The sequence below is a fragment of the Sphingopyxis sp. genome (assembly GCF_016463645.1).
Classification (GTDB): Bacteria; Pseudomonadota; Alphaproteobacteria; order Sphingomonadales; family Sphingomonadaceae; genus Sphingopyxis.
On sequence record NZ_JAEMQX010000008.1, the window covers coordinates 1 to 14,699 of the forward strand.

Here is a 14,699-nt window from a genome sequence, read left to right on the forward strand (position 1 = left end):
GCCATCAGGATCGCCATGTCGGCCTCGGTCACCGTGTCCATCGCCGACGACAGGACCGGGATGTTGAGGCTGATCTCGCTCGTCAGCTGGGTCGACAGATTGGCATCCGACGGCAGGATATCCGACGCGCCGGGCACCAGCAGCACATCGTCGAAGGTCAGACCGGTGATGATTTCCATGGGTGCCACTTTCTGGTGCGGGCGGCGCCTGTCCCGGTTTTCCGGACGGCACACGCGATTCGTTTGGTGGCGGCCCATGTAACCAGTCGCGCGCGGGCGCGCCAGTGGGTGACGAACGATTATTTCGCGTGGCGCGGGATCAATTGCGAAGGCACAGAAAAACGAGGAAGATAGCCCGAAAATGTAACCGATTGCATTGCCTCTGGCCGCTCGTTAGACCGCTGCGCATAACATAGTTTCGGCGAAGAGGATATTCCGGATGAACGTGTCCAGCCAGGCGGCAACCCACAGCGGTAGTCGATCGAATGCCATGGCGGCCTTTGCCGCGGTCACCGTGCTGTTCTTCGCTTGGGGTTTCATCACGTCGCTGATCGATCCGCTGGTCGCCGCGGTGAAGGGCATCTTCACGCTGAGCGACGCCGAAGCGCAGTTGTCGGCGTCGGCCTTCTTCATCGCCTATGGCCTGATGTCCTTTCCCGCCGCGGCGCTGATCGCGCGTTTTCATTCGGTGCCGTCGATCCTGACCGCGCTGACGACGATGGTCGCCGGTTGCCTCGTGATGCTCGCTGCGGCAAATCTCGCGGTTTACCCGCTGGTACTCGCGGGCCTGTTCACTCTCGCAAGCGGTATCACCATCCTGCAGGTCGCTGCGAACCCGCTCGCAGCGGCGCTCGGCGATCCGAAGCGCAGCCATTTCCGCCTGACATTCAGCCAGACCTTCAACAGCTTCGGCACCTTCCTCGGACCGCTGATCGGCGCGCACCTGTTCCTCGAGGGTGTCGAGGTCAAGGAAGGCACGGTGGTCACCGAAGCGGTGCGTGCGCAGGCACTCGGCGGCATCGACGCGGCCTATTTCTGGATTTGCGGGCTGATCATCGCCCTGCTCTTCTTCTTCTGGTTCAGCCGGCGAATCGTCAATGACGCCGTCCCCCCCGCCCCGATCGGCCACCGCACCGGAATGGGCGAACTCATTCGCGAGGCCTTTTCATCGCGCTGGGCGCTGCTCGGCGGCCTCGCCATCTTTCTCTATGTCGGGGCCGAGGTCGCGATCGGAACGCAAATGGCGTTGTTCCTCAACAGCGATGCGATCTGGGGCCAGTCAGACGCGCCCTTCGGCATTTTCGGCTGGATCATGGGGAACGACGGCGATCCCGGCGTGTCGCTGCAGGAAGCCGGCAAGGCGGTTGCGCTCTATTGGGGCGGCGCGATGATCGGGCGCGCGATTGGATCGGTGTTACTTGCACGCTTCTCCGCATCGAAGCTTCTCGCGCTGTTCACTGCGATCGCGGCGCTGCTCTGCCTCTATGTCGTGTTCGTCGGCGGCGTGAACGCGGGCTTCGTCGCGCTATCGATCGGCCTCTTCAATTCGATCATGTTCCCCGTGATCTTCACGCTGACGCTCGAACGCTCGACCGCACGCGCCGAAGCGACATCGGGGCTGCTCTGTACCGCGATCGTCGGCGGCGCAGTGATCCCATATTTCATCGGCTTGCTGTCGGGTGCGGTCGGCTATGCGGTGGCGCTGATCCTGCCCGCCGCCTGCTATATCGCGCTGTGCGTCTTTGCCATTGCCGCGGGTCGCGCGCCGGCGCGGCAGGTGAGCGAAGGCGTGACGGTTCACTAAGGCTCGAGACCGAGGGGAGACGATGGCCGGCTTGTCGATTGAGAATGCGCGCAAGAGCTTCGGAGCGACCGAGGTTCTGAAGGGCGTGTCGATCGACATCGCCGATGGCGAGTTCACGGTGATCGTGGGCCCGTCGGGGTGCGGAAAATCGACGCTGCTACGTGCCGTGGCGGGACTGGAGGAACTGACGAGCGGCCGCGTCGTCATCGGCGGCCGCGATGTGACCGACCTTGCACCATCCGAGCGCGGGATCGCGATGGTTTTCCAGTCCTACGCACTCTATCCCCACCTCACCGTCTACGAGAATATGGCATTCGGGCTCAAGATCGCGAAGGCCGACAAAGCAGCGGTCGACGAGGCAGTACGGCGCGCGGCGACGACCCTGAGTATAGAGACGCTGCTCGACCGCAAGCCTGGGGCATTGTCGGGCGGGCAGCGGCAGCGCGTCGCAATCGGCCGCGCGATCGTTCGCCAGCCGCAGATTTTTCTGTTCGACGAACCGCTGTCGAACCTCGATGCCGATTTGCGCGTGCGGATGCGCTACGAATTTGCCGAACTCCACCGCAAGCTCGGTACGACGACGCTCTATGTCACGCACGACCAGGTAGAGGCGATGACGCTCGCCGACCGGATCGTCGTACTGCGTGACGGGCGGATCGAGCAGGTCGGAACGCCTCGCGAGCTGTATGAACGGCCAGCTAATATCTTCGTCGCCCAGTTTCTCGGCACGCCGCGAATGAACATCGCCGCCGCGACGGCGGACGGCGCGGGCAAGGCCATTCTGCCGGACGGACGGAACATCGTCCTGCCCGCGCTCACGGTTCCGCTTGCGGACGGAACGCCGCTATCGATCGGCATCCGGCCCGAGGACATCGCGATCGGCGACGCGGCGGTGGACCTGCCCTTCACGATCCGTTTTATCGAGCGGCTCGGCGGGCTCGCGACGCTTCACCTTGACGGGGGCAATGGCGATGATCTCGTCACCTGCCAGCTACGCGACGACGGCAGTTTCGACGAAGGCGATGCGGTCGCCGCTTCCTTTCCCGCTAACCGTCTGCACCTGTTCGACGCCGACGGCCAAGCATTGGGAAAGGCAAGGGAATGACCTTGCATTTCGCCCGTGTAACCGGTTACTCTGCGGATGTTTCCGCGCCCGCCGAACGCAGAGGAACGGAGTCGCAACCGTGGCCCGGCGTCATATGAGGGAAAGGGGGTCAGCGGCATGGCAACATTGAGGGACGTCGCCCGCGAAGCCGGGGTTTCGGTGGCAACGGCATCACGCGCGATCAACGGGCTGGGTAATGTCACCGCACCGACAAGGGCGGCCGTGATGGCTGCGGTGAAAAAGCTGAATTTCGTACCCCACAGCGGCGCGCGCAGCCTGACACGGCGCAAGACCGACACCGTCGGCGTCATCCTGCCCGACCTGTTCGGCGAATTCTTCTCCGAAATCATCCGCGGTATCGATCTGGTTGCACATGAGGCGGGCATGCACTTGCTGCTAGGCAACATGCACGGCAGTACGCACGAGACCGCGGCGGCCATCGCATCGATGCGCGGACGCGTCGACGGATTGCTCGTCATGCCGCCCGACCTGAAGCCCGAACTGCTCGCCGATTATCTCGACCCGGCACTGCCGACGGTACTGCTCAACTATGATGCGGGCTCGCTCGACCTTCCTTTCGTGGCGGTCGACAATTATCGCGGCGCCTATGCGATGACCGAGGCGCTGCTCGCGCGCGGCGCGCGACAGGTCGTCCATATCGCCGGCCCGAAGCACAACCGCGACGCGCGCGACCGCCAGCGCGGCTTCGTCGATGCGATGACCAAGGTCGGCGGCGTGCGGAATCCGGCGATCCTGCCGGGCGATTTCTCCGAAGAAAGCGGCCTGAAAGCCGCGCGCCTGCTCCTGGAAGGGCAACTGCCGGCCGACGCCGTGTTCGCCGCGAACGACCAGATGGCGGTCGGACTGATCGCCGGGCTCGCGGAGGCGGGCAAGGCGGTGCCGGGCAATATGATGGTCGCGGGCTTCGACGATATCCCGCTCGCGCGGCACCTCAATCCCTCACTCTCGACGATGCAGGTCCATATCGACCGGCTGGGATCGACCGCGATGATGATGTTGCTGCGCATCCTGCGCGGCGAGACGCTCGGCGCGGCAAGCGCGACGATCCTGACCCCCGCGCTCATCGCACGGGGTACGACGGATGCGATGGCAATAGCTGGCACCCCGGCATGACTTCCACTGGCGCCCGATGCAGCTGACGCGGCGCCAGTTGACGGGCGCGCTCGCTGCCCTGCCCCTGCTTCCGACGCTCGGTGCATGCGGCGCGCGCGACAGTGACGTCCTGACCGTCTGGGCGATGGGCAATGAAGCGGCTAGCCTGCCAGCGCTGCTGCAGGGAATCGACTGGCCCGCGAGCGCGCCGCCGGTCTCGGTCCAGCCGCTGCCGTGGGCCGCCGCGCACGAGAAATTGCTCACCGGCTTTGCCGGCGGGTCGCTGCCCAGCGTCGGACAGATCGGCAACAGCTGGATCGCCGAACTGGCCGCGATCGGCGCAATCGCGCCGGTACCCGCGTACGCGAGGCGCCTGCTCGACGATCAGTTCGGTGCGGTGATCGATACTAACCGGATCGGAGGCAAGAGCTGGGGTATCCCGTGGTACGTCGATACGCGGCTGCAATATTACCGCAAGGATCTCTTCGAACGGGCCGGATATGTGGAGCCACCGCCCGACTGGACCGGATGGAAAGCCGCGCTCCACAAGGTCAAGAAAGTCGCAGGCGACGGCAATTTCGCCCTTCTCTATCCGCTCAACGAATATGAGCAGCTGACGACCCTCGCGCTGTCGGCGGGGGCACGGATGCTGCGCGACGACGGCGGACGCGGCGCCTTTTCGGACGCCGAGTTCAAGGCAGCGCTCGCCTTCTACAAATCGCTGTTCGATGAGGGGCTCGCGCCGCGCGTGTCGATGGCGCAGATTTCGAACGTGTGGACCGAGTTCGCGCGCGGCTATTTCAGCCTGTTCCTGTCGGGCCCGTGGACGATAGGCGACATGAGGAGCCGCCTCGCACCAGCGCTTGAAGGAAATTGGGGTACCGCCGCGAATCCCGGCCCCGGCGGCACCGGATCGGCTGCCCCGGGCGGGTCGAGCCTCGTTGTCTTTGCGGGAAGCCCGCATGGCGAGGCGGCGTGGGATCTGGTCGCGCGACTGATGGCGCCCGGCGCACAGCTCGCGCTCCACGAGGCGACGGGCGACCTTCCCGCACGCCGCTCGGTCTGGGCCGAAGCCGGGCTCGCGAACGATCCGGCGGTCGCGCCTTTCCGCATCCAGCTCGAGCGCGCGACCGCGCTGCCGAAGGTGCCCGAATGGGAGCGCATCGTCACCGAGATGCAGATCGTCGCCGAACGCATGGTTCGTGGCCAGTTCAGTGTCGACGAAGCTGCGAAGGAGATGGACGCACGTGCCGACCGGCTGCTCGAAAAGCGGCGCTGGATGCTCGACAAGGGACGAGCATTGTGAACGCGCAGCCGCGAACCGGCAAAAGCGCGAGTGCGGTCGGCCGGGCAAACAAGACGCGCGCGGGCTGGGCGATGTCGTCACCCGCGCTCGCGGCAATCCTGCTCTTCTTCGTCCTGCCGGCGATCGCCTCGCTGTTCCTGAGCTTTACCGATTTCGACATCTATGCGCTCGCCGATATCGAAAACCTGCGCCTCGTCGGACTGGCGAACTACCAACGCCTGCTCGAAAACCCGCTGTTCTGGAAGGCGATGACGAACACGTTGCTGCTCGTCGCCTTCGGCACGCCCTTCATCGTTACACTATCCTTGTTCGCAGCGATGCTCGTCAATTCGCGCTGGCTGAAATGGCGGCCGGTGTGGCGCGTTGCGCTGTTCGCGCCCTATGTGACGACGCTGGTCGCCACCGCGGTCGTGTGGCGCTATCTGCTCCACACGCGCTACGGGCTGCTCAACTATCTGCTCTCCTTTTTCGGCGTGCCGCCCATCGACTGGCTCGGCAGTCCGACCGCGTCGCTACCCGCGATCCTCCTGTTCGTCGGGTGGAAGACCTTCGGCTACAACATGATCATCTTCCTCGCCGCGTTGCAGACGGTGCCGCGCGAACTTGACGAGGCGGCGCGCATCGACGGCGCGAACTGGTTAACCCGGCTACGCCACGTCACCCTGCCCGCGATCGGCCCCACGCTGCTGCTCGTGTCCGTGCTCACGGTGGCAGCCATGTTCCAGCTGTTCGCCGAACCCTATGTGATGACGCAGGGCGGCCCCGCCCAGTCGACCGTCACCATCCTCTATTTCATGTATGAGGAGGGGTTCAAATGGTGGAACCTAGGATCGGGCGCGGCGGTCGCATTCCTGCTCTTCCTCTGCATCATGGCGGTGACGCTGGTGCAGCTCAGGTTCGCGAAGCGGAGCGGCGCGATATGAGCCTGCGCCGCTGGTCCGTCACCCTGCTCGCCGCGCTTGTCGCGCTGGTCACGATCGCCCCGCTCATCTGGATGGTCTCGGTCAGCTTCATGGCGCGCGGCGAGGCCGCGCAATTCCCGCCGCCGCTGTGGCCCGCGAGCCCGACGCTCGAAAATTACCACCTGCTCTTCGGCACCTTCGGGGTCGGCCATTTCCTGTTCAACAGTATCCTCGTCTCGACGCTCGCGACCGGCCTCGCGCTGCTCTTCACCATCCCGGCGGGCTACGCCTTCGCCAAGCTGCGCTTCAAGGGGCGCGACGCGATTTTCCGCATGCTCGTCGCGGCGCTCGTCGTGCCGGGGCAGATCGGAATGCTGCCGCTGTTCCTCGAACTCAAGGCGATGGGGCTGGTCAACAGCTATGCCGGCGCGCTCGTGCCATGGCTCGCGGGGATTTTCGGCATCTTCCTCGTCCGCCAATATTGCCTGTCGATCCCCGACGAGATGCTCGAGGCGGCGCGCATCGACGGGGCGAGCGAGGGACAGATCCTCCGCTGCATCGTCCTGCCGATCCTGACCCCGATCATTGTCACGCTGGCGCTCTATGTGTTCCTGTCGAGCTGGAACGATTTCATGTGGCCGCTGATCGTCCTCGCCGACCAGGGGCTTTACACGCTGCCCGTCGCGCTCGCCGCGAGCAGTCGGCAGAATGTGCAGGATTACGAGATCATGATGGCCGGCGCGGTTGTCACCACCCTTCCCGTCCTCATCCTCTTCCTCGCGCTCCAGCGCTATTATCTGGACGGGCTCCTCGCCGGGAGCGTGAAGGGATGAGCCGTTCAATCAAGGAATCCCGAATGAGATACTGGACCGCGGCGCTGCTGGGCCTCGCCCTCGCCGCCTCTCCCGCCGCCGCAAGAACAAAAACGCCGCCGGTGGTCGAAGGCCAGACGCCACAGCAACCGGTCGCGCCCGGAAATTACCCCTATCAGCTGTTCATCCCGCGGGGATATCTGACCGACACGGCGAAGCAATATCCGCTGCTCATCTTCCTCCATGGCTCGGGCGAGCGCGGCGGCGATGTCGCGAAAGTCAAGATGCACGGCCCGCCGAAGATCGCCGACCGCGACCCCGCCTTCCCCTTCCTGACCGTCTCACCCCTGCTCGGCACCGATCAGGACTGGGATATCGGCAAGCTCGATGCCCTCGTCGACCATGTCGCGAAGACCTGGCGCGTCGATCCCGCGCGCATCTACCTCACCGGCCTCAGCCGCGGCGGCCACGCAAGCTGGCGCTGGGCGATCTCCGAGCCCAAGCGCTTCGCCGCGGTTGCGGCCGTCGCCGGACGCGGCAATCCCGGCGAGGCGTGCCGGTTGATGGACCTGCCCGTCTGGGCCTTCCACGGCGACCGCGACGACGTGGTCATGCCCGAAGGCAGCTTCAATATGGCGCGAGCAATTCGTGCCTGCGGCGGGCGCAAGGTCCGCCTGACCATCTATCCCGACCTCGGCCATAACGCATGGGATCCCGCCTATGACGATCCGGCGCTCTATGCCTGGTTGCTCGAACAGAAACTTTCCTCCCCGACGAACACCGACAAGGACGAGAAATGACGCAGACTGTTTTCCCCGACGATTTCCTGTGGGGGGCCGCGACGGCCGCCTATCAGATCGAGGGATCGCCGCTCGCCGACGGCGCGGGTGCAAGCATCTGGCAGCGCTTCAGCCACGACCCCAGACTGATGGCGGCGAAGGGTGACACCGGCGACGTCGCGTGCGACCATTATAATCGCATGCCCGCCGATGTCGCGCTGATGAAGGAACTGGGGCTCAAGGCCTATCGTTTCAGCGTCAACTGGGGCCGCGTGCTGCCCGAAGGGATCGGGCGCGTGAACGAACCGGGCCTCGACTTCTACGAGCGCCTCGTTGACGAACTGCTCAAGCACGACATCGAGCCGCTGCTGACGCTCCACCATTGGGATTTGCCCGTGGCGCTCGACGACAAGGGTGGCTGGCTGAACCGCGACAGCGCCGACTGGTTCGCCGAATATGGATCGGTGATGTACCGCCGCCTCGACGGGCGCGTGAAGAAGTGGGTGACGCTCAACGAACCATGGGTGATCACCGACGGCGGCTATCTCCACGGCGCGCTCGCCCCCGGCCACCGCAACCTGTTCGAGACACCGATCGCAAGCCATAATCTGATGCGCGCGCACGGCCGCGCGGTACAGGCCTATCGCGTCGAGGGCGCGCACGAGATCGGCCTCGTCGTCAATATCGAGCCCAAATATCCGGCGAGCGACAGCGCCGAGGACATCGCCGCGACCGCGCGTGCGCACGCTTATATGAACCGCCAATATCTCGACCCGGCGCTGAAGGGCAGCTACCCTGACGAACTTGCCGAAGTGTTCGGCGAAGCCTGGCCACGGTGGCCCGTCGAGGATATGGCGGACATCTGCCAGCCGGTCGATTTCATCGGCATCAACTATTACACGCGCAACGTGGTGAAGGCCGACCCGCACCAATGGCCGGTCGGAGCGTCGCCCGTGCGGCAGAATGCGACGCACACGACGACCGACTGGGAAGTCTATCCGCCCGCGCTGACCGACATGCTCGTGTGGTTCCGCGGCACCTATGGCGATATTCCGGTCTACATCACCGAGAATGGCGCCGCCTTTTACGACCCGCCCAAGGCCGGACCCGACGGAATCGACGATCCGCTGCGCTGCGATTATCTGCGCACGCATATTTCGGCGATCGGCGATGCGATCCGGCAGGGCGTTGACGTGCGCGGCTATATGGCCTGGTCGCTGCTCGACAATCTCGAATGGTCATTGGGCTTTTCGAAGCGGTTCGGCATCGTCCATGTCGATTATGAAACGCAAGTGCGCACGCCGAAACGCAGCGCGCGCTTCTACAGCAGCGTGATCGCCGCCAACGGAGGGAATCTCGGATGACCCGCAAAGCCCTGTTTCTCGTCGCGGCACTGCTCGCGCTCCCCGCTGCGGCGAAAGAACGCGCCGATCGTTATGAAGTGATGACCTATAATATCCGGCTCGACGTCGCATCGGACGGTGGCAACGCGTGGCCGCACCGGCGAAGTGCCCTGACCGCGCTCGTTGCCTATCAGGCGCCCGACTTCGTCGGCATGCAGGAGGTCTTGCTGCATCAAAAGCAGGCCGTCGAAACCGACTTGCCCGCCTATCAGTTTGTCGGCGTCGCGCGCGACGACGGCAAGGAAAAGGGCGAATATTCGATGCTGGGTTTCAGCCGCGACCGCTTCACCTTGACCGGGTCGGGCACTTTCTGGCTATCGCCCACCCCGCCTGTTCCGAGCAAGGGCTGGGACGCCGCGCTGCCGCGGATCGCAACCTGGGCGCGGCTGCAGGACCGCACGGCGAAACGCACGCTGCTCGTCGTCAACACCCATTTCGATCATATCGGCGAGGTCGCGCGGCAGGAAAGCGCGCGCCTGATCCGCCACTGGATCGACGGCCAGCGGAGGTCGGGCGAAAGTGTCGTACTGATGGGCGATTTCAACAGTCCGGCAACGAGCAATCCCTATGCGGCGATCGTCGAGCCCGGCAAAGGGGCGCTCCGCGACAGCGCCACGATCAGCCGTACGCCACATTATGGCCCGCCCGGCACCTTCACCGGCTTCGACATCGCGCGGATGGACGCAAGCCCGATCGACCATATTTTCGTCAGCGACGACGTGGCGGTACTGCGCCACGCGACGCTGACCGACCAGAATGGCGGCAAGCTGCCATCGGATCATTATCCAGTGGTGGCGGACCTCTGTATCGGGAAGGGCTGCTGAGGCCTATTCGGACTTTGCTCCATCGAGCCAGCCGCCAGTGAAACCGATGCGCTTGAGCCCGCGCACGATATGCGGATTCTTGCGCATCACTTTCCACACGAACCCGCTGCGATGATTTTCCATCATCGCGAGGATCGGCCCCTGGTCAATGCCTAGATAGTCGTTCGCAACCCAGCCGTGGACCGGATCGACCTCACCCGACCGCGACCCAGCGGCGGTGAAGGTGAAGCTGGGGTTGAACGCGTCCTTGAAGCCGTAATGCGTGTAAAGGCGTGCACCATATTTGTTGCGCATGGCCATCAGGGACGGGATCGTCACTTCGGGCGCAAAGGCGACCGAGCCGCCCGCCGCGGTCGGGGCAACCGTTCCGTCATCCACGACTCGGATCGCGCTGACGCCGCGCGCCATATATGTGTTGAAGTTCCGCGGAAAGCCGTTCACGATCAGCTCGCCTTCGGAATAGGCCGGCCCGTCGGACGCGGTCCAGCCCCAGACGTCGGCGCTATAGCCGACCCATTTGTTCGGATTGTCGGCACCATAGGCACGCTGCGCCAACGTCGCGCGGCGGCTGTTCTCGAAATAGTCGATGCCCTTTCCGCGCATATATTCGTCGCGGATCCCGCGGAAATCGACCCACACATGGCTGTACTGGTGCCCGAACATCGGCTCGAACTGCAGATGCTGTTGCCCGTAGAAACTGCCCCAATCCTTTTCGAGATCGGCGGCCCAGCCCTTGTCCCACGCGTCCTTGCCGACGGGGTGCGTCGGCGAGCCGAGCGCGAGAATATAGACGAGCATGCCCTCATTATAGCCGACCCAGTCGTGCGTCTCGAAACCCTTCTCGGGTTTCCAGCCCATGGTGATGCCGTGCGAGCCCGGATGATTGACGGCGTCGGTGCCTGTATTGGTACGCTGGACGAAGGTCCAGTCGACGCGGGTGTAGATTTTCTCGGCCAGATCGCGGATCTCGTCCTCGACCGGATCGTCGCGGTCATAATAGCTTTGCGCGAACAACGCGCCGCCGAGGAACAGGCTGGTGTCGACGGTCGACAGTTCGTTCGCCTTGTAGCGCGTGCCGTCGTCGTTCCGCAGGAAATGATAAAAGAAGCCCTTGTAGCCGGTGGCGCCCGCCGCTCCCGGCCCCTGCGGTGCATTCCAGTAGAAACGGAGACAGTCGCGCGTGCGGAGCGCGGCTTCGGCGCGGGTCACATAACCGCGCTCGGCGCCGATACCGTATGCGGTCAATGCAAAGCCGGTCGCGGCGATCGACGAGAAGGGATTGCTCGGCCAGCGATCGGGCGCGAGGCATCGCTGCGTGTCGGTGGTATCCCAGAAATAGCGGAAGGTCCGCTCGGTCAGCTCTTCGGAAAAGGCCGCTTCGGTCAGCGGTGGCAATTTCGCAGCCGGGGCTGCGGTCGACGGCGCCGGAACGCCCGTGCACGCCGCAGTCAGCGCGAGCAGGGGCAGGAGCGATGCCCCGATACGAAGCGACATTCGATACTCCAAAAATTGAGGCGCCCGGCCTGCGGGGAGGGGGTTGCGGGCCGGGCGCCTTGTCAGCCGGTCAGAATTGGAAGCCGGCCGATAGCTTGATGGTCCGCGGCGGCCCGTCAAGAGCCAGGTCGTTCTGGTTGCGCAATCCGGTGAGTGCGTCGAACCCGCCGAAGTTGCGATCATTGAACAGGTTGATGATGTCGAGACGGAAACGCAAGCGCGCTTCGTCGTTGATGAAACCGATCGGCACATATTTGGTGATCGAAAGGTCCATCTGACGATAGCCCCAGCGATCGCCGTTGCCCTCGGCCTCCGTCGAAATCGCGCCACGCGACGGCGGCGTACCGCCCGTTCCGACGGTATTGACGATCGCGCCGAGATATTTGGGCGAGGCGATCTGGAATTTTCCCGACAGGGTCAGCCCCCACGGAATATCGACCGTCCCGGCCATGACGAGGCGATGTTTCCGCACGCCCGTCGCGGTGATGTAGCCATAATCGTCCATATTCGGGAAATCGAGGCTGAACACCTCACCGAATTGGCGGTTTTCCTTCGCATCAGTGTAGGTGTAGGTCGCATCGAGGCTCCACGGCGACGCCTGAGTGTAGCGCTTCGTCAGCTTGAGATAGGCCGTATGTGCCTTCGTCTTCAGCCCATTGTCGCCGAGAATGATCGATCCGAACGGCGCCGGCGGCGAGCCAAAGGGTGAATCGGGGCTGCCCGTCGGCGGGAAGAAACTGCCGTCGGACCGCCGGTTGCCGAGCAGGTAGACGAAGCCGTCTTTGCTGGTGACATAGCTGTAGCCGACTTCGGCTTCGAGCAGATTGAAGCGTCCGCGCACGCCCAGGCTGAACTGGTCCGAATAGGGCATCTTCAGGTCGTTCTTGATAAAGCGCAGTTCGCGCCCGGCCCCCGGCGGCAGGCCCGCGATCAGGTCGGCACGCCCCTCGGGCGTCAGATAGACGGGATCCCATGCGATACAGGTCGGGCTGGGATCGCAGACATTGGTCGTATCGCCCGGATTGTTGAAATTGAAAATACGGTTAGCGAACAGCCCCTGCCGAAGCTCCTGCTGGATGAAATCGAACTGGGTCCGGTCGTAGGAGCGACCATATCCGCCAAAGATCGCGAAACGGCCTTCGTCATCGAGTTCGTAGGTGAAGCCGATGCGCGGTTGCCACGCGCCCTTGAACGCCTTCCGTTCGGAGCCGGTCGAGATATAGTCGTTGATATCGTAATCGGCGTTGAGCAAGTTGGCATAAGGCGGCGTCACCGTCCCGTTGGGTGCGGTATAGGGCGCCTGCCCGCTCACGAACGCCGCGATCGCCGGATCGTGCACATAGTCGAGGAAGGCCGGCGTCCGCTCATAATCCCAGCGAAGTCCGACATTGACTGTAAGCCGGTCGGTGACTTCCCAGTCGTCCTGCGCATAAAGGCCGAGTTGGAAATTGTTCGAGCGGATATTGGGATCGCCGTCGGTTACCGGCGCGCTGAATTCCATCCGATAGGGGATGCTGTCGTTGAACGCGCCGCCCGCAGGATAGAGCGCATTGTAGATGAAGAGCGGATTGACGCCACCCTGCTCATTGGTGTTCAGCTTGACCCACTTCACCTTCACGCCGAACTTGAACGTATGGCTTTCGAGGCCCGTGTAGGTGAAGTCGTTCGAGACCTGCCAGCCGGTCTGGCCCTTGTCCTGGAAATTGCGCCCCGCGCCGATGCGCAGGATATCGCCGCGCTGCGTCGTTCCCGGCTCCGCGCCGGGAACCGTGGCGTTGAACAGGGTGACGTTGCCGAACACGGCCGGCCGGGGGCCCCAGGTTACGTCCTCATAGGCGACCTTGAAGTCGTTGACCCAAGTGTCCGCTGTATGCTCCCAGCGGGCGAGGCCGCGCCATTCCTTGACCTTCGCGAGCGTTCGCGTGTCGAATGCCTCGATCCCGTTGTTGATCTGAACGCCCGTTTCGTCACGATATTTTGCCGAAAATTCGAACAGGTCGTTCGCGGTCGGAGTGAAATTGATTTTTCCGAAATAGAGATTCTCGTCAAACGTCTCGCTGGTCGAGCCGAAATAGGATTGATATTCGCTCGGGAAGAAATCGGGCGAGAGGTTGAGACCCGGTCTGATCGTGCGGGGTTCGGTGCGGCGCTTGCCTTCATAGGTTACGAAGAAGTGCAGCATATCCTTGACGATCGGACCACCGAGCGCGCCGCCGAACTGAATATCGCGGGTCTTGATCTTGGGAATATAGGAAGGGAAATTCTCGGCCGGCGTCCGATCACGCAAGCTCTGGTTGGTGAAGTCGATGAAGCCCTCACCGTGGAATTCATTGGTCCCCGATTTGGTCACCGCGGTGATCGCCACCGAACTGACCTGATCATATTCGGCTTTATAGTTGGAACCGATCACGCGATATTCGCCGATGGCAAGCTGCGGGAACGGGTTGCCCTGCGTGGAATCCTGCCCGGTGATCCCGTTCTTCAGCACATAGTCCTTCTGCCCGACGCCATCGATGAAGATATTGACCGAATTGCTGCCCTGCGCGCCACCCTGCAAGCGCGACTGACCGCTCGCATTGGTGATGAACTGCACACCCGGCGCCAGATCGGCGAAGGCGAGAAAGTTGCGGTTGTTCTGTGGCAACTGCTCAATCAGCCGCTGCGAGATGTTGGTGCCGACCTCCCCGCCTTCCATCGAACGGATGCGGCTGCCCGTCACGATGATCGCATCGTCACCACCCTCGGCAATGTCGGGCTGTGAGAAGTCGAAATCGAGCACCGCATTTTGCGCGACGTTGAGCGAGAATTCGTCGGTCTGGCGCTTGCCCTGCGGCGTCGTCAGTTCGAGACGGTAGGTGCCGACCGGCAGGGAGGAGAAGCTGTACCCGCCGCTTGCGGTGACCGTCGAGGTGCGTGTCAGGCCGGTATTTACGTTGACCGCGGTCACTTCGGAAACCCCGCCCTCGGCCTTGACCGTGCCGCGCAGCGACGCACCGGCGACCTGGGCATAGGCGGGCGCAGCGACCGAAACCGCAAGCGCACCGGCACTGCTCCATGCCAGCGCAGCGGCAAGCCGGCGGACACGCGACTGGCGTACGGAAACGGTCTGAAAATCGTGTAAAAACTTCACGGCATCCTCCCTGATTGCGAACCCCGAC

12 protein-coding genes are annotated in these 14,699 nt (G+C 63.7%); 9 read left to right on the forward strand and 3 right to left on the reverse strand.

Annotation, left to right across the window (positions count from 1 at the left end):
- A partial coding sequence (locus tag JHC57_RS03775) for an IMP dehydrogenase (RefSeq protein WP_294028763.1) occupies positions 1-179 on the reverse strand: 179 nt, incomplete at its 3' end.
- Positions 180-438: 259 nt separating this feature from the next.
- Between JHC57_RS03775 and JHC57_RS03780 the strand changes: the two genes are divergently transcribed.
- From JHC57_RS03780 to JHC57_RS03820, 9 genes are all read left to right on the forward strand, one after another.
- Positions 439-1,803 (forward strand): sugar MFS transporter, encoded by a 1,365-nt coding sequence (locus tag JHC57_RS03780; protein WP_294028710.1) that lies wholly within the window; start codon positions 439-441, stop codon positions 1,801-1,803.
- A 22-nt stretch (positions 1,804-1,825) separates the two neighbouring features.
- Positions 1,826-2,908, forward strand: a complete 1,083-nt coding sequence (gene ugpC / locus JHC57_RS03785; RefSeq protein ID WP_294028711.1) for a sn-glycerol-3-phosphate ABC transporter ATP-binding protein UgpC — start codon at positions 1,826-1,828, stop codon at positions 2,906-2,908.
- A 117-nt stretch (positions 2,909-3,025) separates the two neighbouring features.
- Positions 3,026-4,042 (forward strand): LacI family DNA-binding transcriptional regulator, encoded by a 1,017-nt coding sequence (locus JHC57_RS03790; RefSeq protein ID WP_294028712.1) that lies wholly within the window; start codon positions 3,026-3,028, stop codon positions 4,040-4,042.
- Positions 4,043-4,058: 16 nt separating this feature from the next.
- Positions 4,059-5,327, forward strand: a complete 1,269-nt coding sequence (locus tag JHC57_RS03795) for an extracellular solute-binding protein (protein WP_294028713.1) — start codon at positions 4,059-4,061, stop codon at positions 5,325-5,327.
- Complete coding sequence (locus JHC57_RS03800; RefSeq protein WP_294028714.1) at positions 5,324-6,250, forward strand: carbohydrate ABC transporter permease; 927 nt, start codon at positions 5,324-5,326, stop codon at positions 6,248-6,250. The genes JHC57_RS03795 and JHC57_RS03800 overlap by 4 nt, the downstream gene beginning before the upstream one ends.
- Positions 6,247-7,062 carry a carbohydrate ABC transporter permease gene (locus tag JHC57_RS03805; RefSeq protein WP_294028715.1) on the forward strand — a complete coding sequence of 272 codons (816 nt, stop codon included), beginning with the start codon at positions 6,247-6,249 and terminating at the stop codon, positions 7,060-7,062. The genes JHC57_RS03800 and JHC57_RS03805 overlap by 4 nt, the downstream gene beginning before the upstream one ends.
- 23 nt (positions 7,063-7,085) lie before the next feature.
- Positions 7,086-7,841 carry a PHB depolymerase family esterase gene (locus JHC57_RS03810; RefSeq protein WP_294028716.1) on the forward strand — a complete coding sequence of 252 codons (756 nt, stop codon included), beginning with the start codon at positions 7,086-7,088 and terminating at the stop codon, positions 7,839-7,841.
- Positions 7,838-9,184 (forward strand): GH1 family beta-glucosidase, encoded by a 1,347-nt coding sequence (locus JHC57_RS03815; protein WP_294028717.1) that lies wholly within the window; start codon positions 7,838-7,840, stop codon positions 9,182-9,184. Before JHC57_RS03810 ends, JHC57_RS03815 begins: the two co-directional genes overlap by 4 nt.
- Positions 9,181-10,047 (forward strand): endonuclease/exonuclease/phosphatase family protein, encoded by an 867-nt coding sequence (locus tag JHC57_RS03820; protein WP_294028718.1) that lies wholly within the window; start codon positions 9,181-9,183, stop codon positions 10,045-10,047. Before JHC57_RS03815 ends, JHC57_RS03820 begins: the two co-directional genes overlap by 4 nt.
- A gap of 3 nt (positions 10,048-10,050) precedes the next feature.
- Here JHC57_RS03820 and JHC57_RS03825 read toward each other — a convergent pair whose 3' ends face one another.
- Both JHC57_RS03825 and JHC57_RS03830 read right to left on the reverse strand, forming a co-directional pair.
- Entirely contained in the window at positions 10,051-11,541 is a 1,491-nt protein-coding gene (locus tag JHC57_RS03825; RefSeq protein WP_294028719.1) for a glucoamylase family protein, read from the reverse strand.
- 70 nt (positions 11,542-11,611) lie between these two features.
- Entirely contained in the window at positions 11,612-14,671 is a 3,060-nt protein-coding gene (locus JHC57_RS03830; RefSeq protein ID WP_294028720.1) for a TonB-dependent receptor, read from the reverse strand.
- Positions 14,672-14,699: the final 28 nt, after the last annotated feature.